Annotated in this window: 20 protein-coding genes; 9 read left to right on the top strand and 11 right to left on the bottom strand. The window is 52.2% G+C overall.

Annotated elements, in window-relative coordinates:
- Nucleotides 1-168: 168 nt before the first annotated feature.
- The 7 genes from M1D61_RS20255 to M1D61_RS20285 all read right to left on the bottom strand — a co-directional run bounded on the left by M1D61_RS20255 (nt 169) and on the right by M1D61_RS20285 (nt 7,392).
- Complete coding sequence (locus tag M1D61_RS20255) at nt 169-1,776, bottom strand: PH domain-containing protein (protein WP_458120360.1); 1,608 nt, start codon at nt 1,774-1,776, stop codon at nt 169-171.
- Entirely contained in the window at nt 1,773-2,261 is a 489-nt protein-coding gene (locus M1D61_RS20260) for a PH domain-containing protein (RefSeq protein ID WP_458120361.1), read from the bottom strand. Before M1D61_RS20260 ends, M1D61_RS20255 begins: the two co-directional genes overlap by 4 nt.
- 276 nt (nt 2,262-2,537) lie before the next feature.
- Nucleotides 2,538-3,281 (bottom strand): oxygen-insensitive NADPH nitroreductase, encoded by a 744-nt coding sequence (nfsA, locus tag M1D61_RS20265; protein WP_458120362.1) that lies wholly within the window; start codon nt 3,279-3,281, stop codon nt 2,538-2,540.
- A 161-nt stretch (nt 3,282-3,442) separates the two neighbouring features.
- Nucleotides 3,443-3,883: a hypothetical protein gene (locus tag M1D61_RS20270; RefSeq protein WP_458120363.1), complete on the bottom strand. Its 441-nt coding sequence runs from the start codon at nt 3,881-3,883 to the stop codon at nt 3,443-3,445.
- Between the two features lie 69 nt (nt 3,884-3,952).
- Nucleotides 3,953-6,463 carry a heavy metal translocating P-type ATPase gene (locus M1D61_RS20275; RefSeq protein ID WP_458120364.1) on the bottom strand — a complete coding sequence of 837 codons (2,511 nt, stop codon included), beginning with the start codon at nt 6,461-6,463 and terminating at the stop codon, nt 3,953-3,955.
- Between the two features lie 252 nt (nt 6,464-6,715).
- On the bottom strand, nt 6,716-6,928 hold the full coding sequence (locus M1D61_RS20280; RefSeq protein ID WP_458122571.1) for a copper ion binding protein: 213 nt from the start codon (nt 6,926-6,928) through the stop codon (nt 6,716-6,718).
- A 110-nt stretch (nt 6,929-7,038) separates the two neighbouring features.
- Nucleotides 7,039-7,392 (bottom strand): metal-sensitive transcriptional regulator, encoded by a 354-nt coding sequence (locus tag M1D61_RS20285; RefSeq protein WP_458120365.1) that lies wholly within the window; start codon nt 7,390-7,392, stop codon nt 7,039-7,041.
- A 361-nt stretch (nt 7,393-7,753) separates the two neighbouring features.
- Here M1D61_RS20285 and M1D61_RS20290 point away from each other — a divergent pair, with 361 nt between their 5' ends.
- Nucleotides 7,754-8,098 carry a hypothetical protein gene (locus tag M1D61_RS20290; protein WP_458120366.1) on the top strand — a complete coding sequence of 115 codons (345 nt, stop codon included), beginning with the start codon at nt 7,754-7,756 and terminating at the stop codon, nt 8,096-8,098.
- Nucleotides 8,099-8,187: 89 nt separating this feature from the next.
- Nucleotides 8,188-8,757 (top strand): thymidine kinase, encoded by a 570-nt coding sequence (locus tag M1D61_RS20295; RefSeq protein ID WP_458120367.1) that lies wholly within the window; start codon nt 8,188-8,190, stop codon nt 8,755-8,757.
- A gap of 309 nt (nt 8,758-9,066) precedes the next feature.
- Here the strand turns inward: M1D61_RS20295 and M1D61_RS20300 are convergent, their stop codons facing one another.
- A complete protein-coding gene (locus M1D61_RS20300; RefSeq protein ID WP_458120368.1) occupies nt 9,067-10,344 on the bottom strand; it encodes a hypothetical protein in 1,278 nt (425 codons plus the stop codon).
- Nucleotides 10,345-10,706: 362 nt separating this feature from the next.
- Between M1D61_RS20300 and M1D61_RS20305 the strand changes: the two genes are divergently transcribed.
- From M1D61_RS20305 to M1D61_RS20320, 4 genes are all read left to right on the top strand, one after another.
- Nucleotides 10,707-11,192: a hypothetical protein gene (locus M1D61_RS20305; RefSeq protein ID WP_458120369.1), complete on the top strand. Its 486-nt coding sequence runs from the start codon at nt 10,707-10,709 to the stop codon at nt 11,190-11,192.
- Nucleotides 11,189-11,611 carry a hypothetical protein gene (locus M1D61_RS20310; protein ID WP_458120370.1) on the top strand — a complete coding sequence of 141 codons (423 nt, stop codon included), beginning with the start codon at nt 11,189-11,191 and terminating at the stop codon, nt 11,609-11,611. The genes M1D61_RS20305 and M1D61_RS20310 overlap by 4 nt, the downstream gene beginning before the upstream one ends.
- 5 nt (nt 11,612-11,616) lie before the next feature.
- On the top strand, nt 11,617-13,080 hold the full coding sequence (locus M1D61_RS20315; protein WP_458120371.1) for a glutathionylspermidine synthase family protein: 1,464 nt from the start codon (nt 11,617-11,619) through the stop codon (nt 13,078-13,080).
- Between the two features lie 79 nt (nt 13,081-13,159).
- Nucleotides 13,160-13,597: a DUF350 domain-containing protein gene (locus tag M1D61_RS20320; RefSeq protein WP_458120372.1), complete on the top strand. Its 438-nt coding sequence runs from the start codon at nt 13,160-13,162 to the stop codon at nt 13,595-13,597.
- A 129-nt stretch (nt 13,598-13,726) separates the two neighbouring features.
- On the opposite strand, the gene M1D61_RS20325 is transcribed toward M1D61_RS20320, so the two are convergent.
- Nucleotides 13,727-15,265 carry a DUF6359 domain-containing protein gene (locus tag M1D61_RS20325; RefSeq protein ID WP_458122572.1) on the bottom strand — a complete coding sequence of 513 codons (1,539 nt, stop codon included), beginning with the start codon at nt 15,263-15,265 and terminating at the stop codon, nt 13,727-13,729.
- A gap of 984 nt (nt 15,266-16,249) precedes the next feature.
- Between M1D61_RS20325 and M1D61_RS20330 the strand changes: the two genes are divergently transcribed.
- The 3 genes from M1D61_RS20330 (at nt 16,250) to M1D61_RS20340 (ending at nt 19,076) form a co-directional block, all read left to right on the top strand.
- On the top strand, nt 16,250-16,930 hold the full coding sequence (locus M1D61_RS20330; RefSeq protein ID WP_458120373.1) for a FadR/GntR family transcriptional regulator: 681 nt from the start codon (nt 16,250-16,252) through the stop codon (nt 16,928-16,930).
- 3 nt (nt 16,931-16,933) lie between these two features.
- Nucleotides 16,934-18,181 (top strand): CynX/NimT family MFS transporter, encoded by a 1,248-nt coding sequence (locus tag M1D61_RS20335; protein ID WP_458120374.1) that lies wholly within the window; start codon nt 16,934-16,936, stop codon nt 18,179-18,181.
- Between the two features lie 64 nt (nt 18,182-18,245).
- Nucleotides 18,246-19,076 (top strand): aldo/keto reductase, encoded by an 831-nt coding sequence (locus M1D61_RS20340; protein WP_046213777.1) that lies wholly within the window; start codon nt 18,246-18,248, stop codon nt 19,074-19,076.
- Between the two features lie 198 nt (nt 19,077-19,274).
- On the opposite strand, the gene M1D61_RS20345 is transcribed toward M1D61_RS20340, so the two are convergent.
- Complete coding sequence (locus M1D61_RS20345; protein WP_458122573.1) at nt 19,275-19,406, bottom strand: hypothetical protein; 132 nt, start codon at nt 19,404-19,406, stop codon at nt 19,275-19,277.
- A gap of 320 nt (nt 19,407-19,726) precedes the next feature.
- Entirely contained in the window at nt 19,727-20,500 is a 774-nt protein-coding gene (locus M1D61_RS20350; protein WP_458120375.1) for a GTP cyclohydrolase II, read from the bottom strand.
- Nucleotides 20,501-20,533 lie beyond the last annotated feature (33 nt).

The raw sequence follows: 20,533 nt of genomic DNA on the forward strand, positions 1-20,533 counted from the left end.
AATTCTGATTTGGATGACGGATTGATCTGCCGGAGCAAGAGAGCAGCGATTACAGACTCCGCTGTAAATGATTTTCCCACAATACAAAAGGCTGCGATTCCCCGGTATGAGGGAGCGCAGCCTTTTTGCATGACCATTTTACTGAAAATAAAAACAATACAGACTTGTTCATTGTTCCCAATCCGCTGCTCGGTGGCTGCGGCTATACCAGCCGCTGATCTGTTCCGCCTCCCGGCGCTCCAATCGGTTGGCCTGGAAAGTAGCATGTCCTGCCGCGATATACAAACGGAGCGTCAGCAGATGCTGGCGACGCTGCAGCCGACTGCCGGTAAAGCTGAAAGCTTCAATATGCTTCCATAACACACAGTGTGTATAGTGGGACACGTACCGATTCGCGATAATCAGCCGCTCTCCCTCCAGTGCAGCACCGGAGCGGCGATAACGACCGTAATCCAGCAGCACAATGACCAGTATCAGCACGAGACCGATCAGCAGGCCATACATCGACAGGAAATAGGTACCTACCGCGGTAATAATGCCGCCGATCAGCAGTCCCGGCCATACATATGCCCAGAGCGCCCGGGATGGTGAACGATACTCCGGCTTGCGGTACAGAAATCCAGGCACAACCGAGTCGAGCAGCGTCTGCACTTCGCTTCTGCGGATAAAGGGATGCAGCACAGGTACCTTGGCATCCCTGCCGGAGGAGACGACATGCAGCTGAATCTGGGCAAAGCCGAGCCAGCGGCGAATCGCGCTTTCCTTGACGGTAACCGCCTGCACATGCTTCGGGTGGAACACGAACTGCCTGCGTTCCAGCAGTCCATAGCGGACAGACAGCCGCTCCCCGCTGCGATAGACGGAGAATCCGGCGTATTTGACAATAAACAGCACGAGCGACAGCAGCCAGGCAAAAATCAGACCGATCAGCACCGCTCCCAACAGTGCCTGAATACCGGTAATATACCCCCGTGCATTATCCATCAGCTGGTTCACCAAACTGCCGGGCAGAAGATCACCGGCAAAAGAATAAATACCCGCGATAAAAGCCAGTCCCAATCCCAGGTTCAGCTCGGTCAGCGCCGCTCGCAGCAGCTGCGGAGTGGTCAACCGGTATAACAGCTGTGGCACGAGCTGCGGCGAACTGGCGGTACCGTTCGGAAAATTACCAGCACCGCTGCCCCTTCTACCATTCCCCAAGGAAGCAGAAGAATTCGGCAAACCATCACCTTCATCTCCTGTATGATTGCGCGGAGAATCGTCATTTTCTGCTGTTGTGTCTGCAGGTTCGGAAGAAGATCCCGGTCGCATTTCCATGGTAACGGCAGCTTGCTCCAGCATTCCCTGCAGACGTTCCGCTTCGGCAGAAGACAGTACTTCCAGCACGGCATCTCCATCTGAACTTCCTCCCGGCGTCTCGATCTTGAGTTGTACAACACCGAGCAGGCGCTGAATCAGCGGCTGTTCAATACTGACCGAGTGAATCCGCGAATAATAGATGGCTTTCTCCCGGCGCTGAAGCAGTCCGCTTCGGATCACCAGGCGATCTTCTTCCTCCTGGTAGGTGAACCGGCGCCAGGCAGCGAACTGATACAGCCCACTCAGCAGGAGCAGCAGCAGTACTCCGCCGATCGTCCAGTACACCGACGCAGACAGACCATCACCGCTGATGATCCGTACAGCAGCCAGCACGAGCAGGAAAGCCAGATTCTTAACGGTACGCAGCAGTGCAAAAGCGACATACAATAGGTGCATCCGGCGCGGCTGCTGATTCATTCGTCTACCCTCCGTGCCAGACGTCCGATCTGCTGCTTGAGCTGCTCCGCTTCCTCCAGCTTCACTCCGGCAATAGTATGAGTGGTCGCCGCAGTAACAATATGTACCTCTGCCAGACGATAACGCCGCAGAATCGGTCCAATCTCCAGTTCCACATGCTGTACCTTGCTCATCGGGACGAGCGTCTCACTGATAAAAAACAGCCCGTTATGTATCTCCAGCTCTTCATCCGATACGGCGAACCGGAAACGGTTGTACCGGACCGATGGGGCGATCATCACGTAGAACACGATCAGCAGCACACCCAGACCGATCAGTGCCGTCTTCAGCCACCATGGCATCTCAAACCAGCCCAGCCAGCCCGGCAGCAGTGCAATCGCCGCCAGGATCAGCAGGAAGATTCCATAGCCGATCAGTGCTCCCAGACGCTCTGCGGATTTCCAGTCCGGATGAAGTGGTCTCATTTTGGCTCCGGTAAATGACATCCTGTTCCTCCTTTGCTCATCAAGCAATATTTGTTCATCCGTATACGCTTTGCTCATTTACAAAAGTATACGTTAACAGTATATACACTATCTGCCTGCTTTTGGTGTCGATCTCTCCATATTTGATTGCTAGTATTACCAAAAACAAATAAAAAGCCGCCAGGACGGCAATAACACTTCACGAAGAAATGTCGTTTCCATTCTGGCGGCTGCTATCTCGCTGACAGGAAGATTGGTGAACGCTGCATTATCTCTAACTCTGCCAAATCTCCAAATTTAACGTTTATTGAACCCTTTTTTATCTAAAAATTCTTTGAGCTGCATCCGCGAAGGAGTGGTAAACTTCTGAGCCATCAGCGCAGACCATGGTGTATTCTTGGCTCCCGCTGTACGAACGGATAGATAGTTCGCCATCTGTTCATCATACTCTTTTACACTCTGCTCGGTCGCAGCGGTATCATAGGATTCATGATGCAGTACGGCCTTGAGCGGCAGCCTCGGGCGCAGGTCCGGCTCCTGATTCGGATAACCGATACACATGCCGTATACCGGATAGACCAGCTCCGGCAGACCGAGCAGTGCGGCGGCCCCTTCGATATCGTTGCGGATTCCGCCGATATAGACGATGCCCAGTCCCATCGACTCGGCAGCAACGGCTGCATTCTGGGCAGCAAGCGTCACATCGGCGGTAGCTACGATAAAGTTCTCAACCGCATCGGTATATGATTCCTGCTCTGGCGCGTGCTGCTGTACTGCCTTTTCCAGACGATACAGATCGGCACACCAGACGAGAAAGACCGGACATTCCACGATATAACGCTGATTGCCGGCCAGCTCGGACAACTGAGCCTTGCGCTTTGGATCGCGGATGGCAATGACGCTGTAAGCCTGCACGTTACTGGAGCTGGAGGCCATCTGCCCAGCAGCAATAATCGTCTCCAGCTGTTCATCGGTGACCGGGTCCGGCTTGTAACTGCGAATTGAGCGGTGATTCATTAACAGATTAATCGTATCGTTCACGGTTGCACTACACTCCTGTCTATACAATGTAATCGTATCTTAACCATGCGCAGGATCAGATGAAGCAGACTGTATCCTGCACATTATAATACACAATACTGTAATGCTGCAGAAGCGGAACGAAAACCTACATCTGCACGGGTCGGAGACACTCATGCTGCTTACAGCGAGCCCAACCAGATCGTCAATCCAACAAATCCGGCCCAACCCATGATCTGCAGCAGCCCGATCGTCAGGCTGGTCATCGCAAATCCCCTGCCGCGTGAAGAACGCAGCGATAATATCGCAAATACAAGTGACAAGAGGATAATCGCCACCGAGACGACCAGTCCCACTATAACAAGCATCGGCATCACGCCAAATTCCGCATTGGCGGCAACCAGAATAATAAATAAACACACAACGCCCGACATGCTGATCAGACCGATCAGGCTCAGTACAAATGATATGAGTGCCATAACGAACCGATCCCTGCCAGTCTGCTGATCGGGATGCTCTGGTTGATGCAGCGGATAATACCCATTCGGAGGCGACCGGTAACCCGGCAGCGGTGGTGGTGTCTGATACGGTTGGCCCTGCTGGCCGGAATGATCTTCGTGCATAATACCCTCCCAAAAGACTATAAAATCGTCTGCATCCCAGACTATCTACCTTCAGGAGTATAGTATACCTTATTTGCCAGTATGGAGCTGCGGCTTTTGCAGCTTGATCCGCTGCAGACGCAGTGCATTCAGTACGACCGAGACGGAGCTGAATGCCATTGCCGCTCCGGCCAGCCATGGCGCCAGCAGCCCCGCAGCCGCCACCGGAATGCCGATCACATTGTAAGCGAGCGCCCAGAACAGATTCTGGCGGATATTGCGAATCGTACGGCGGCTGATCAGGATCGCATCGGCGATACCGTTCAGATCCCCGCGCATCAGGGTGACATCCGCCGCTTCCATCGCTACATCGGTGCCGGTGCCGATCGCAATGCCGGTATCTGCGGTTGCCAGTGCCGGCGCATCATTGATCCCATCTCCGACCATGGCGACGATGCGGCCTTCCTGCTGTAGACGCTTGATCTCGGCGGCTTTGCCTTCCGGCAGTACGCCGGCCAGAATGCGGTCCACTCCGGTCTGCTGCCCGATTGCCCGGGCCGTGCGTTCATTGTCACCGGTAATCATGATCACTTCCATGCCCATATGCCGCAGACGCTGTATCGCCTCTCTGGACGTCTCCTTGACCGTATCGGCGACAGCCAGCCAGCCGGTATACTGGCCATTCACTGCCGTGAGCATTACGGTTTTGCCCTGGCTTTCCACCTGCTGTACTTCTTCTTCCAGATTATTGCCGGAGATGCCTGCTTCCTGCAGCAGCAGCCGGGTGCCGATCAGCAGCTGCTGTCCACCAATGACAGCCCGGATACCTTTCCCGGGTATATTTTCAAATGATTGCACCGGGCTGGCAGCAATATCACGTTCCTGCAGCCCCTGTACAATCGCCCGGGCCAGCGGATGTTCGGAAGCAGCTTCTGCACTGGCGATAGCCCGCAGCCAGACCCGCTCTTCCAGTCCGTTTGTTCCCGGAACAAAATGAACATCGGTCAGCACCGGCTCGCCGCGTGTAATCGTACCCGTCTTGTCCAGTACGATGGTATTCACCTTATGGGCGGCTTCCAGATGTTCGCCGCCCTTGAACAGAATGCCGTATTCCGCCGCCCGGCCCGATCCGGCCATAATGGACGTTGGTGTAGCGAGACCGAGCGCACATGGACAGGCGATGACGAGCACGGCGATCGCCTTTTCCAGTGCACTACTAAAGTTGCCCGGTTCCAGACCGAGATACCAGACGCCAAAGGTCAGCAGCGCAATCCCGACCACAATCGGTACAAATATGCCTGAGATCACATCAGCCATCCGCTGAATCGGGGCTTTGGATACCTGTGCTTCCTCGACGACCCGGATAATCTGGGCGAGTGCGGTATCCCGTCCTACCCGATTCACCCGGAAGCGCAGCCGTCCATTCTGATTGATCGTCGCTCCGATCACCGCATCGCCGACCGTTTTGTCGACCGGCAGACTCTCACCGGTGAGCATCGACTCATCGACCGAAGACTGTCCTTCCAGCACCTCGCCATCCACGGGAATTTTCTCACCCGGTTTGACGATAACAATATCATGGAGCTGCACATCATCGACGGGTATCTCCATCTCCCCGCCGTCCCGCTCGACTCGTGCCGTCTGGGCACGCAGATTCATCAAGCTGCGGATCGCTTCGGAAGAACGACCTTTGGCCCGGTGCTCAAACCATTTACCAAGCAAGATCAGCGTCACCAGAATCGAGCTGACTTCAAAATAAAGCTCCACCTGTGTTCCCGGTACGAATACCGAGCGAACAATCAGGAACAGACTGTAAAAGTAAGCTGCCGATGTACCGAGTGCGACCAGAACATCCATATTGGCACTGCCGCTGCGAAGCGCTTTGTACGCGCCCACATAGAACTGCCAGCCGATAACAAACTGCACCGGTGTCGCCAGAATCAGCTGAAACCATGGATTCATCAGAATCGAAGGGGTGCTGATCCATGAGGTGATGCTAAAATGACCGAGCATCGCCCACAGCAGCGGCAGCGATAATACCGCCGAGATGATCAGTTTCCACTTGCGCATGATCGCTTCCCGCTCGCGCCGCTGCTCAATGCCTTCCTCATGCTTCGGTTCGGCTTTGTAGCCGAGTTTTTCCACTTTGCGGGTAATCTCTTCCAGTGTCACGCTGCCCGGATTGTACTGCACCCGCGCGGTCTCCAGCGCCAGGTTCACATTGACTTCGGATACTCCCTCCATCCGCCGGATTCCTTTCTCGATTCGGGTCGCACAGGCGGCGCAGGTCATGCCCATAATATCGAGATCGGCAGTTTCCTTGAGCGGCTGGTAGCCGAGCTGTTCAATCTTGCGCTCGACGGTGGCTTCATCAATTTGTGCCGGGTCATAGATTACCGAAGCACGTTCTAGCGCCAGGTTCACATTGGCTTCCTGCACGCCTTCCAGTCGGCGCAGACCTTTCTCGATTCGGGCCGAGCAGGCCGCACAGGTCATACCGCCGATCTGCAATTGCAGCTGACGTGCAGAATGATCGGCAGCTGTACCTGATGGCAGTGTATCCGCTGCAGAATCGTTAGCAGCGTTGTGTGGATTATTCATACGATAACCTCCTCTTATCCTGTTAGGATCTGTTGCATCATATTCTTTATCCAAAATACCCCCAGGGGGTACATATAAGTGTTAAATAAAAGCCCGTATGGGCTTGGTTCCGCGCTTATTGAATACGTGTTGTTGACAGCGTTATTAAAAAGACAACGCCGGATTGGCATCCGACATTAGCACCTGAAAACATCATCTGCCATCAGGTGCCCATGCGGCTGCCCTGTCCTATTCGTGAATGAGTAATGGTTCTCAGGCTCCTGCCGAGATAACATCGTATCCCTGATCTTCGATTGCTTGGGTCAATTTAACGACATCCAGCTGTTGTGCATCGTATTCGATGTTCACGGATTTGGCCTCCAGATTTACTTTTCCCTTGGCGCCGATCTCAGCAAGTGCCCCCTCTACGGATTGTACGCAGTGCTGGCAGGACATGCCTTCCACTTCCAGCGTTACATTTGTCATTTGTGTCATGATTTATTCCTCCTTCAAAATATATGTTGGATCGTCATCCAGATGGATGTTGGATCGTCATCCAGATGGATGTTGGATCGTCATCCATCTAACACATCACGTTATTTCAACAATTTATTAATCGTAATCAGCAGCTCGTCAATCACTTCATTCTCTCCGGCTTCAATACGTTCGACTACGCAGCTCTTCATATGACCTTCCAGCAGCAGGCGGCCGACCGAATTGAGTGCAGACTGGGCAGCGGCGATCTGATTCAGCACGTCATCGCAGTAGGTATCCTTTTCGATCATGCCCTTGATGCCGCGAATCTGTCCTTCTACCCGATTGAGACGACGAACCATATTCGTCTTCATTTCTTCGGAATGATGGCTGCGCCGGATACTGCTGCATTCCGTATGATCTGCCAGCGCAGTATTCGGCGAACGATCCTCATGGACCATTTCTGTTTCTTCCATCGTACAGCCTCCTCTTTCACCTGCCCGTATATCTGATGGATAGACATGTCAGGGTAAATGATTTTACAACCCAATCATAACATACCCCGTGGGGGTATTCAATAACTTCATATACTATTGTTTTAATTTAAGTAAAAAGTATTTAAAATTCGACGTATTTCTTCCCTGAACCAATTCACGAACATATGCGAAATATGTTAAACTAAACGAGCATATTTTACTATTTTTGGAATTCGGCGCACTGACTCAGCCGGACATTCTTCCTTTATACCCCTGTTCTATCCGCCCTCTTTGATCCGGCAAAATTCGGCCGGGCTCGCGACCGTCTATTTTATACATATTATGGAAGAAGGGGAATCATATGTCCAAAACCGATCGTTATCAGCAGATGATGGAGCAGACCCGGATTCGTTTTCTGCAGGACGCTGAGTTGAAAATGCAAGATTTGCGTATTCGCTTTCATACTTATTATGACGATCCCTCCCCTGTCGGCATACCCGAACTTCAGTATGCCATTCATCGCCATGCCCATGCGATCAAGGGACTGGCACTCATTCTGTCCTATGAAGAGATGGATGAGGTATGCAACGATATCCTGGCGATTGTGCTGCAGGAACCGCCACGAGATTGTACCCTGGTGGAGATGGAGCACTTGGACAGGCTGGTGACGACGCTGGAGCATCTGCTGGAAAAGGCCTCTTCCTGATCCATACAGCATTGGTCTCTTCAGTATTTCCTGTTACAATAGATCAGGCTGACAGAGCAAATGATACAGAGAAAGGGGCCTTTTTCCCATTGGCACAGTTATTTTTTAAATATGGCGCGATGAACAGCGGCAAGTCGATCGAGATCCTCAAAGTTGCCCATAACTACGAAGAACAAAACAAGCATGTTCTGATTTTTACCTCGGCGCTCGATACGCGCGATGAGATGGGTTATGTCTCCTCCCGGATCGGTGTACGCCGTCAGGCAATTGCCATACATGAAGATACGGACATCTACTCGATTGTCCAGAACTATACACCCAAGCCTTCCTGCCTCCTGATCGATGAATGCCAGTTTCTGAAAAAGGAAGCGGTCCTGCAGCTGGTCGGTATTGTAGATGAACTGAATATCCCGGTCATGGGATTCGGACTGAAAAATGATTTCCAGAATCATCTCTTCGAAGGCAGCAAGTATATGCTGCTCTATGCAGACAAAATCGAGGAAATGAAGACGATCTGCTGGTTCTGCGAGCGCAAAGCCACGATGAACCTGCGCATGAAGGACGGACGTCCCGTATATACCGGGGAACAGATCCAGATTGGCGGCAACGAGAGTTATTATCCAGTGTGCCGCAAATGCTACAATAATCCGCCAATTTGAGCGGGTGTGGGCAGGACAGTGAGCAGGATCGCCGATCTGAACGGATGCGGAAAGTAGGCAGTGTTGCAGGATGAGTGTACATCCGTGCGGTTGTTCGCTGGATAGCGATAGAATGCGTGTAATGACAAAAGGCTGACGATTGCACGGTGGGTGCATGAAGTCGGCCTTTTTGGTTTTTGCAGAAATGAGCAGGGTGGTGATGTTCATTTGTGTTTTTGGCCTCTTACTCTATAAGCCTAATCTATGAGGTTATATCTGCTTCCTTGTGTTGTAGTTATCATGTATTGCTGCTTTTCCTGCAATGTATGATTAACCATGCATTCCCTGCCTTTGACGGCGCAGATCCAGCAGCAGGAGAAGCCCCATCCAGAGCAGGGCGATCATGTGCAGACCGGCCGCTATCATGCCGCCAGTCATTTGCAATTGGCTGGTGACGACCTGCCATAGATTGTAGGTAATGGTCAGGCTGAGCAGGGCAGCCAGTCCAAACCATCTGCGGTCCAGCATGGCTGTGAACAGCAGCAGAATCAGGGCGGGGATGCTGTAACGTTCGTGAATTTCCGTCGGCAGCATAAAGAAGGCAAAGGATATCCAGACTCCTGTTTTGAGCAGGGCAGCGGTATCGATGGTATGCAGCTTCCAGAGATACACCCCCGCATAGAGGACTGCGAGCAGCAGCAGGATGAAGCCGACATCACGCAGCGAGAGGATGCCCCAAAAGCGTACCGTATCACTCGTATCCGGAGCGGTGCCGACCAGATAGTACCAGATATTCAGCGCGTTCATCGTCACCTGGGTATACATGCCGACCGCGCTCAGATAGGCGGATCGGATCATCGCCTGCAGACCGCCCTGACTGGCAAAATACAGACCAGTCACGGCGAAAGGAATAACGACGCCGACAGTCAACAGCACCGTCATGCGAAAGCGTCTGTTCCACAGCTCCCGCAGCACATACCAGCCCAGCACCGGAGCAATAATAATCGATTGCAGCTTGGTCAGCAGCGCCAGTGCAAACAGGATGCCCGCACCGAGCGGCGAAGTGAGCAGCAGCAGAATGGAACCGGCCATCAGCATACCGTTCAGTATATCCACCTGCCCCCATACCGCCCCATTTACGATCAGCGCCGGATTCAGGGCAAATGCTGCCAGCAGCAGCCAGCGGGTCCGATAATCTGTTTTTCCGGACGACCACCAGACGGCCGCTGCAACAGCGATCATATCCAGCACGATGACAATACTTTTATAAGACAGCAATCCTGGCTGCGCTGTTATGTCCAGCAGCTGCAATAACGCTCCATAGCCGCTGAGCAGCCAGAGAAACAGCGGCGGATAGTTAATGCCGCCATTATGAAGATAGACGCTAACGAGTCCATATTCCCTCACCTGATTCATCCACTGCACAAACAGCTCCTGATCCGTGACAAATCCAGCATACCGGCTGCCGCACCAGATCCTTATCCCCAGTCCGGCTGCCAGCAGCAGGATCATTCCCCACCACTGCCACCGAGTGAATCCCGTTCTGCGATGGTACTGCAAAGCAGGCTGCAATCTGGATGCCACACTTGTAGATGGTCTTCTTCTCATCTGTCGTCCCTCCCTGTTCTTCACAAGTGACAGACGTTTATCCAAGGAAGGCACGGGTTGTTTGGTTGCCATGCCAGAAACGTTGCTGCGTTCATTATACAGTGGACGGCACTACCGGTTGCAACCTTGCCGGCCAGATGGGCGCAGATGGTAAAATCATGTTTTGGAACAGATAAACTTATATGGTGAAGTCAAATACTGACGGTACTTCCCCCGGGTACTTTGTCTGATTACTCATGGTTAATATTTCCTGTTCCCAAATAGGTCTTTTTATCGGAAAATGGAAATTGTGCATCTTTTTATAACAAGGTGCGTAAACATGGGTGTACTTGCAACGAAAGATTCAAAAGGGAGTGAACATCATGCAATATCCTCTACGATACATTGAATGGTCGGAGGACAAACAGCGCGAACTCGGTCTGATCCATGAATACCCATCCCTTCATCAGGATGAGCTTTTTGTGCACAAGCTGGTAGACGCTATCAAATTGAACCACCGGATCTGGGTACACATCTCCCATGAATCCGAGGATACCGGGCAGCATCTGGTATACGCGCGTCCTTTCGCAGAGGAACTGCCGCATCCGTATCAGAAGAGTCTCGCTCGCACGATTACCGGGCAAAAGGATTATCCTTCCGCGCTGCAGCCGGAATACTGGATCTGGAACAGTGACAGCTTCGAGCGGATCAGCGGCTACGATTATTCCATGCCGCCACTGGATATCGCCCGTCGGCTGCTGGATCATTACTGGGTAGAGAACGGGATCACGTATGACATGCTTTATACGGTACTGGATGCAGATCGCCAGAAAGTCATGTTTTTCCTGAGTGAGGTGAGACATCCATGACAAGACAGCTACATAACAATCTGAAAACCAACATACAGGATCAGGCAATAACTATCCCTCCTGCGGCTGTAACTGCCCATATCGGTGCACCGGAGCAGCTGCCTGATGTGGCCGGTACGATTACGGAAAGTTCCACCATTTATCAAAACCCTACGGAAAAGTCCGGTCGTTCGCTCGGTTCCAAAGCCCGCATGGCTGCCTTCTCGCTCATGCTGGTTGTACCGGTCGCCCTGACCGGCTGCGGAGACGATGACGATTACTGCGAATACGACCAGAACGGTAATCCATATAACTGCGATGATTCGAGCGGCGGTTCGCATTATTACGGCGGCTACGGCTCTTCCTACAAAAAAGGCAGCTCCGGCTCGCACAGCGGCTTTGGCAGCAGCGGCTCACACAGCTCTTTCTTTGGAGGGTAACCGGTATGCGTAAGACAGTGACACTGCCGTTATCCCGTGAACAGCTGTTCAGCGGCGAGATTGCCCGTAGAATTCCATATCATACCATGTACGGACAGCCGTACTGCCTGCCGGCTCTGACAATCTATACAGCAGAAGAGTATGAACAACTGCGAATCGGTTCGGAGCGGGTCGATCATCTGTATCGGAAAGCGCTGCATTTCGTGCAGGAATATCTGCCGGATGACTATCTGGTCGAACAGTTGGGCATTCATCCACTGCTCGCTCTTATTGCCAGGGAGCGTATTCCATGGGATGGACTGACCCGGCTCGACTGGATTATCAGCCCGGGCGGTGAACTGAAATGTATTGAGAATAACACTGATACCCCAAGCGGCATACCTGAGGTCGCCTTTCTCGAAGGAGCGCTGCTCTCGCATATACCCGGTCTGCTGCCGGCTTCCGGCCGGATGAACGAGCAGATTCAGTACATGTTCCGGCAGGCACTGGCGTATTACTCGGAGCGCGGGCTGGGCGACAACATTCATTTCACAAGCTATGACTGGCATGAGGAAGACCGGATGAATACGATGTATCTGCTGGAGCAGTGCCAGGCCGCTGGAATCAAAGCAGCCTATGTGCCTCTGGAGCAGCTCACCATCGTACCCGAGCAGGGATTGTATCATCAGAAGGAACGGATTACGATTCTCTATCGCCTGTATCCGCTCGAATATCTCGTGGAAGACCGGGAGGCAGATTCCGGCCGGGCAGTCGGCGAGGATCTGCTGCAGCTCGTCGCTGACGGCAGACTCGGCCTGATCAATCCGGCGCAGCATATCCTTACGCAGAGCAAAGGATTTATGGCAACATTATGGTCGCTGTATGAACGTAATGACCAGATGCAGGACTACGCCGGATTTACCCTGTTTACTGCAGAGGAATGCAGCTGGATCAGGCAGTATTTGCTGCCGACCTATTTTACAGATGAACCGTTCCGGCGGGATCAGATTCCGTATGTGTCTAAAGGTTATTTTGGACGTGAAGGCCAAGGAACCCGACTGGTGGAGCAGCCCGGACAGGAAAAATTATCGGTAGAAACGACTCCGGCTGCAGATACAGGCGAATTCTACGCTAACCCCGATGATGCTGGCGAACAATCTGGCCCGGATACAAAAGATAGTACTGCTATATCTCCGGATTCTGATCAAGCCGAGCAGGAACGACTCGCAGCAGAAGCGATTACGGCCTATTACGAAGAACAACCCAAAATCTATCAGCAGCTGCATCCGATGGAACCGGTGCGGGCTGTTACACAGGAAGGTACCCATGAGGGGTATCTTCTGACCGGTGCGTTTGTGATCGGCGGGCGCTTTGCCGGACTGCTGCCGCGCATTGGCGGCAAAGTGACGGATAATCTGGCCTGTTACTGCGCGGCGGCTGTCGCACCAGCGGACGAACACTCTGCCTTTGACAGGGAATCGAGCAGTTAAATCGTTCAGATCCGCACCGATATCCGCCGCTGAACGGAATACAATACGAATTCGAAAACTGCATGATATTGAACGATGCATGAAGCATCTTAATTTACAGGAGGGACTATTGTTGAGACATTTTGGAACGGATTTATTACATGTCGGGATTGGACTGGTCATCTTATTTGCCGTACTGCTGGTCGGTTATTATATATTCAGCCTGGTCACCCGGTATAACGACAACAAGGAGATTGCCGAGGGCAATGAAGCAGCCGGAATGTATATGGGCAGCAAGCTGCTCGGCCTCTGTATTATTGTCGGACTCGTATCGATCAACTCGAACAACTGGCTGGATGTGATTATCTGGTCGGTGGTCGGCATCGCTATTCTCTGCCTGGTGTATATCCTATTCGATCTGATCACCCCACGCACCAAAGTATGCGAGCAGATCAAAAATGGCAACATGGCCATGGCTCAGCTGCTTCGCTCGCTGATCATCGGTATTTCATTTGTGATCGGGACGTTCCTGATGTAAATCGTCTGAATGGATAAAGCATATACTGTCGGTATAATATCAAGCTGCGCATAAAAAAACAGCCTCTTCCCTGTATTGGTACAGGAGAAGAGGCTGTTTTGCTGTATCTCGTTAGAAATGGGATTCCACTCAGGAAGCTGCGCCGTAGGAACCCGGTTTGAATGTTTTTGGATCATACCATTTGTAGCCTGCTTGCGGCGTCGCCCACGGTTCAGCCTGCGGTTCGGTCGAAGAAGATGGTGTCTCGATCGGCAGCAGTGGTGTCGGGCTGTCCAACGTCAGTCCACTGACTGCACTGAAGCTCGTGTAGCTTTCTTTGTTGGCGAGCCATCTCACTGTCTGTACGAGCAGTGTGGCATCGTCCACCTCTTTGAATCCATCATAGGTTTTCTTGGATGCGCCGTTCTCTTCGCGCAGATATTTGGGTGAAGCATCTTCTACCGGAGAAGAGTCTCCGATAAAGGCTGCTTTGCCCGCGCCCAGCTTGGAGATCGCTGCATAAGGTCCTTCATTGCGTCCGCCGCCATTGTATACGCCCTGGTCGACCGCGTTACCCCATTTGGAGACGCCGGACGGTACATAGACGATGCCTTTGGCTTTGCTCGGATCAACGATTGCCAGCGTGGAGCCGGCATGCATCGCTACCGATTTGACCCCTGCCGTAATGCCAAACGACTGATTCGAAGCAACGATATCGGTTGCATTTACATCACCCAGCGCATTGTAGCGGAAACGAATACCAAAGTTCGCACCCAGCCAGTCGGAACTGCTTACACCCTGCATCGCCGGGGAAGCGGCTTCTTCTGCACTCATGCCTTTGGCCGGGTTGCTGTAAGCGCCGCGGCGGTAGCCATTCATCGCCTCGGAACCGTCCCAGCGGTTTTTGTTACGATCGGCGTTGTAGTGATCACCGATAAAGAAAATGCTGCCGCCTGCTTTGACATACTGCAGCATCGCTGCCTGCTCGCTTGATTTGAAAGGAACGTTTGGCTCGGCCAGAACGAATACATCGTAATTTTTGAGCTTGTCATACGTGATCGCCTGTTCGCCGAATGTGTACGGAATCGGACGCTCCAGCGATTCTACCGTAAAGCCGACTGCACGCAGTCCAGCTGCAAAGTCGGAGAATCCACCGTTAATGATCCAGTCGGCTGCTCCGGCTGTCTGTCCATGCGTATTGTCGAACAGTACTTTTTTGCCTGTGCCATCCGGCAGTGTCGTTCCGGTGCCTGGTGTACCTGGCGTCGGATCGGTTGGATTAGTTGGGTCTGTTGGTGTAGTTCCGCCAATCGTCATCGACGTCGGGCTTTTTACACCCGGATAATTATTGTATGTACCTGCGGTACCTGTCACCGTAATCGTCTGGCCGATCAGCCCTGGGTTGGATTGCAGTCCAAACTGGGAACGATAGCTGCTCGGAATCTGTACATTCAGCAGCTTGCTGTTGCTGGTCTCCCCCTTGCTGTCTGCCAGCAGCAGATTGAAATCATTGGCAAACGGACTGCTGAAATCCGCCGTCTGTGCCCCACTGGCATGTCCGACAATCACTCCAGTAACGGTAATCGTGCCTGCGGTCTGCGATTGAATCGCCTGTGCCACAGTAAGTGTTGAAGCCGCCTCTGCTTTGGTACCCGGCATACCTCCAAACAGGGATACAGCCGTCAGCATCAGGGCAAGGAAAATCAGATGAAACCTTCGGGATACTGCATTTTGCATGTACGTTCCTCCTCTGGCTAAATGGTCAAACGATGGGACAGTTGATTCTTTATTTATCATAATTCGTTTTTATCTAGCGTATTCCTCTTTTATGTAAAAATTAAATAAAAAGGAATTTAAATTTGCGGGGGAGTTGTGGGTGGAGGTTGCTTAGGGACAGCGCTGCGGGAATGGATCCTTCTGCCGCCCTCTGTTAAGACCAGCTATCTTGAATGACTGCCTTCAGCAGTCGATAGCCGGTCTTAAAGGATGGCTCTAGAAGGATTCCATTCCCTCCGCTCCGTGCCAAGCTCTCCCATCCCGCAATTTAGGGAAAGATTTAAATTCTTTTTTATTAGGGGGCGGTGGCAGGGGGATAAAGACGAGAGAGGGTAATAGGCTGGTGAGAGGAGCGGTTGGTGGTTGCTGCAGGGTGCAGGGTATGGTTTTGCGTTTATGAGGTGTGGTTTGTGGGGGAGGATTTTAGGGAGGAGGGCTGGATTTGCGGCTACTACTTTCTGCTTTCTGCTTTCTGCTTTCTGCTTTCTGCTTTCTGCTTTCTGCTTTCTGCTTTCTGCTTTCTGCTTTCTGCTTTCTGCTTTCTGCTGGATTATGAACGCATGATCTGACGAATGTAAAGGTTACAAATTACCCCACCCCGATTTATGGGTTTGCATTGTTTACGGATTCCCACAGTTTTGCAGAGCGGAAGAAAGGAAATAAGGGCACCGGACGACCTTTAAGTCTGGAGATTCTCATTTCCAATACCCTATTCAAGAATCTCCAGGCTTAACCGGAGGACGTGCCCTTATTCCTTTCTGCAGCGGATGAAGCAAAACGCTGGACAATCCGTAACCCTTGCCAACCTCACAACTATCCCCAACCATCTTGCGAAATAGAGATTATTCTTATAGAATAGCCAATGTACCAATCATCCTACCTTTGGGAGTGAGTCTTTTGTTTGACAAGCTGGAAAAGAAATCGCTGGTGGATCAGGTGTATGTGCAGATTGAGCAGCGGATCAAGGAAGGGCACTGGCAGGTCGGTGAGCGCATCCCTCGTGAAGCGGAGCTGATGGAGCAGTTTGGTGTCAGCCGCAATACATTACGGGAAGCGGTGCGGGCACTGGTGCATGTGGGGCTGCTATCTACCCGGCAGGGGGATGGGACCTTTGTGACGGCGAGCAGTGAATTAAACTCTGTTCTGCAAAAGCGTGTGCAGCGTTCGACGATGGTAGAGATCATGGAGGTGCGTCATGCACTGGACCGGGAAGCGGTGCGGCTGGCTTGTCTGCGGCGGACCGAAGAAGATCTTCAGACCATGGATCGGTATGCCGACCTGTGTCAGCAGTATACCGACGAGGGCGATGTAGAAGCGTTTGTGGAAGTCGATATGAAGCTGCATCAGAGCATTGTGGCTGCGTCGTATAATGGACTGCTGATCGACCTGTATGCCAATTTGTTCGTGCAGATTCAGATGTCCATCCTGAGTACGACCGAGATGAGCAATGATCATTACCATACCGGACACCGTGATCTGATTCTGGCGATTCGTGAGCAGCAGCCCGACCGTGCAGCCTCTATCGTCGACAATTATATTTCTCATTTCACCGGTATCATCATGGAAAGGAATTTATAAGCAATGCGCACAACTATCGAAACTCCCGGCTCTTCCGCATCTACGCGGAATATGGCCTTTCTCGTTTTTTGTATCCTGTTTGTATCCATTAATATGCGGGGACCGATTACCGGTCTGAGTCCGCTGCTGGAACAGATCCGGCAGGACTTTACCGTATCCAATACGATGGCCGGCTTCCTGACGACGATTCCACTGCTGGCGTTTGCGCTGCTGTCCCCGTTTGTCGCCAGGCTGGCCGGCAGTTATGGCATGGAGAAAATTATTTTCTTTGCCATGGTTATTCTGGTCGTCGGCGGCTGGATGCGTCCGTTCGGCGGCATCAGTATCCTCATCACCGGTACATTCCTGACCGGTCTGGCGATTGCAGTGCTGAATGTGATTCTGCCCGGGCTGATCAAGCGGGAATTTCCGCTCCGCATCGGGATTATGACCAGCGTCTACTCGATCTGTACCAATGTATTTGCCGCGCTTGCATCCGCGCTTAGCCTGCCGCTGGCGGTCAATGCCGGACTGGGCTGGCAGGGTTCGCTGCTCACCTGGACGGTGCTGGCGATGGCCTCCCTGCTCTGCTGGATTCCGCAGCTGCGTCACAACAAAGTCGCCAAGCTGGCTGCCCGTTCGCACACTTCCGGTCACAGCGTATGGAAGTCACCGATCGCTTGGAAAATCACCTTTTTCATGGGACTGCAGTCGATGATCTACTACGTGTCCATTGCCTGGCTGCCGGATATTTTGCAGGAGCAGGGTATGAGCCGCGTACAGTCCGGTTATATGCTGTCCCTGATGCAGTTTTCAATGCTGCCGTTTAATTTTATTATTCCGATTCTGGCCGCCCGGCTGAAGACGCAGCGTGTGCTCGTATTCGGCACGGTCGTGCTGTATCTGATCGCACTGCTCGGGATTATGATGGGCAGCGGGCATATGGGCTGGATTGCTTTTTGTCTGGTTCTGCTCGGGATTGCCGGGGCCGCCGCCTTCAGTCTGTCGATGATGTTCTTCAACCTGCGCACCCGTACACCGGAAGAGGCCACCGAAGTATCCGGCATGGCCCAATCTGTCGGATATCTGCTTGCTGCGTGCGGACCGACCCTGTTCGGTGTGCTGCATGATACGACCGGTACATGGACGATTCCGCTGATGCTGCTCGTCGCTGCTGCAGCCAGTCTGATGTACACGGGATTCGGTGCAGGAAGCCGCGGATTCATTTATCCAGAGACGACAAATGACAAAAATATACGTACTATCGATTAATAACTATAAAATAGGGTATGATTTATAAGAAGCAATCTTAGCGACCAAGAGGAGGAACTCAATCATGACAACTGATATCCGCTCCACCAAAAAACTGAACAATGGCGTAGAAATGCCCTGGTTCGGTCTCGGCGTATGGCAGGTAGAGGAAGGCGAAGACGCAACACAATCCGTTACGGCCGCCATTAAGGCAGGCTATATCTCCATTGATACCGCTGCCGCCTACAAAAATGAGGAAAGTGTCGGTAAAGCGATCCGCGACTCCGGCGTTCCCCGTGACCAGCTCTTCATCACTTCCAAGCTGTGGAATGGTGACCAGGGCTATGAATCCGCACTAGCAGCCTTTGACGCGACGATGGAGAAACTCGGTCTGGACGTACTGGATCTGTACCTGATCCACTGGCCGGTAAAAGGCAAATACAAAGATTCATGGCGCGCCATGGAGAAACTGTACAAAGAAGGCCGCATCCGTGCGATCGGTGTAAGTAACTTCCAGCCGCATCACCTCGACGATCTGCTGGCAGACGCAGAAGTAGTGCCTGCCGTGAACCAGATCGAATTCCATCCCCTGCTGACGCAAAACGAACTGCTCGACTACTGCGCCCAAAAAGGCATCCAGGTCGAAGCCTGGTCCCCACTGGCGCAAGGTAAGCTGTTCGACAACGAAGTCGTAACCGCCATTGCCGAGAAATACGGCAAGAGCCCGGCTCAGGTACTGCTGCGCTGGGTACTGGACAAAGGCGTAGTCGTGCTGACCCGCTCGGTCAAAGAAGAGCGTATCGTGGATAACGCGAACATTTTCGACTTCCAGCTTACAGCGGATGAAGTGGATCAGCTGAATGCACTCAACAAAAACGAGCGCACCGGTCCGGATCCGGACAACTTTAACTTCTAAATTCTATTCTGCAGCACTGCTGCGGATATACAGGCACATCGGGACTATTCCCGTTGTGCCTTTTTGATGTGTGGGCATATAAAAAAGCCCCCGTCTGCACGGAGGCCTATCCATTATATTATATTTGTTCCCTATAATATCCCAAGCTTATAAGTAAGTATGTGTTCACTCCAATACTTATATTCCCTGCTTGAATGCTTATGACCCTACGATTGAACTTCGAGTACCTAATAATGCCTGCTTCAAATGATTGTAATGGTTAAGTATGGTGTCTACTCTTCTCGACTGGTCCAATACGCGGTGGTCCTGAAGGTCATAAAACTGTACCATTTCATTAAGTTCCCGGCGCTCTTGTTCGATGCATGCTTCAATCAATCTAAGCTCTTCCAAGAAACTCACCTCCTGCCGCGATGTCTTGAAGAAACAGCTGCATATCTCTATCTGTTTATTCTATCTTTATGCAGTCTGTCATCTACTACTCTGTCTACGAATTTTACCAAACGATTCCTATTTCTACCATGTTACAATTACATGTACTTTATATTATAAAGTGACATGGAGCTAAAGGATGTCGCTAATGCTTTATAGAAATATAACATAACCGAAAGCCCTGCTGCATGAAGCTGCACGCAGGTCTTCCGGTTGTAGGCTTAATCCGTAATCACATGGGTCAGCGGGCCGCTGCCGAAGTGTCCGGAACGGTCGACCTTGGTCTGCAAATATTTCTCGTTAAATTCGGAAATATCGCCCCACAGCGGAACTCTGCCGCTCACTTCCGCACCGGAGCGCTGAAGAGCGTCCAGCTTGCGCGGATTGTTAGTGATCAAGGTGACCGGCAGCTGACGCAGCTGATTCAGTACAGCAATCGCATCGTCATAGTTGCGCATATCGTCTTCAAAGCCCAGTTCCAGATTGGCTTCGACCGTATCCAGACCCTGCTCCTGCAGTACATAGGCCATCGCTTTGCTGAACAAACCGATACCGCGTCCTTCGTGGTTGGCCAGATAGAACAGCGCACCCGAGCCGTGAGCGGCGATCATTTTCATCGACTGCTTAAGCTGGTATCCGCAATCACAGCGCTTGCTGCCAAAAATATCACCGGTATGACAGATGCTGTGCATCCGGATCAGCGCATCCGGCGATTCCTTGAAATCACCATAGACGAGGACGCTGGACTGCTGGGCTTCGGCCAGATTGGAGGAAGAGAGCATCTCGATAATAGCGGCGTGGTCATAGCTGCGATCTCCGCAGTCGGCGCCCGGCATGCTGTCGCAGCGCAGCCAGCAGTACCACTGGAACACAACAGTCTCGCCGTCCAGATTGACCGGCAGACGGATCGGGCCGACCAGATAGATGAATTTCTCGCCGGTCGGTACAATTTGAATGTGATTCTGGAGTGCAGCTGCAATTTTAGGGTTGATCATATCAATTACCTCCGGAAATGGGAATGCTGTATT

The organism is Paenibacillus sp. Z6-24 (assembly GCF_054161335.1).

Bases quoted from the DNA above. Each gene is read 5' to 3' on its own strand.
- M1D61_RS20255 (WP_458120360.1), bottom strand. From the start codon at position 1,776: ATGAATCAGCAGCCGCGCCGGATGCACCTATTGTATGTCGCTTTTGCA.
- M1D61_RS20260 (WP_458120361.1), bottom strand. From the start codon at position 2,261: ATGTCATTTACCGGAGCCAAAATGAGACCACTTCATCCGGACTGGAAA.
- M1D61_RS20270 (WP_458120363.1), bottom strand. From the start codon at position 3,883: ATGCACGAAGATCATTCCGGCCAGCAGGGCCAACCGTATCAGACACCA.
- M1D61_RS20275 (WP_458120364.1), bottom strand. From the start codon at position 6,463: ATGAATAATCCACACAACGCTGCTAACGATTCTGCAGCGGATACACTG.
- M1D61_RS20280 (WP_458122571.1), bottom strand. From the start codon at position 6,928: ATGACAAATGTAACGCTGGAAGTGGAAGGCATGTCCTGCCAGCACTGC.
- M1D61_RS20285 (WP_458120365.1), bottom strand. From the start codon at position 7,392: ATGGAAGAAACAGAAATGGTCCATGAGGATCGTTCGCCGAATACTGCG.
- M1D61_RS20290 (WP_458120366.1), top strand. From the start codon at position 7,754: ATGTCCAAAACCGATCGTTATCAGCAGATGATGGAGCAGACCCGGATT.
- M1D61_RS20300 (WP_458120368.1), bottom strand. From the start codon at position 10,344: ATGAGAAGAAGACCATCTACAAGTGTGGCATCCAGATTGCAGCCTGCT.
- M1D61_RS20305 (WP_458120369.1), top strand. From the start codon at position 10,707: ATGCAATATCCTCTACGATACATTGAATGGTCGGAGGACAAACAGCGC.
- M1D61_RS20310 (WP_458120370.1), top strand. From the start codon at position 11,189: ATGACAAGACAGCTACATAACAATCTGAAAACCAACATACAGGATCAG.
- M1D61_RS20315 (WP_458120371.1), top strand. From the start codon at position 11,617: ATGCGTAAGACAGTGACACTGCCGTTATCCCGTGAACAGCTGTTCAGC.
- M1D61_RS20320 (WP_458120372.1), top strand. From the start codon at position 13,160: ATGAAGCATCTTAATTTACAGGAGGGACTATTGTTGAGACATTTTGGA.
- M1D61_RS20325 (WP_458122572.1), bottom strand. From the start codon at position 15,265: ATGCTGACGGCTGTATCCCTGTTTGGAGGTATGCCGGGTACCAAAGCA.
- M1D61_RS20335 (WP_458120374.1), top strand. From the start codon at position 16,934: ATGCGCACAACTATCGAAACTCCCGGCTCTTCCGCATCTACGCGGAAT.
- M1D61_RS20340 (WP_046213777.1), top strand. From the start codon at position 18,246: ATGACAACTGATATCCGCTCCACCAAAAAACTGAACAATGGCGTAGAA.
- M1D61_RS20345 (WP_458122573.1), bottom strand. From the start codon at position 19,406: ATGGTACAGTTTTATGACCTTCAGGACCACCGCGTATTGGACCAGTCG.
- M1D61_RS20350 (WP_458120375.1), bottom strand. From the start codon at position 20,500: ATGATCAACCCTAAAATTGCAGCTGCACTCCAGAATCACATTCAAATT.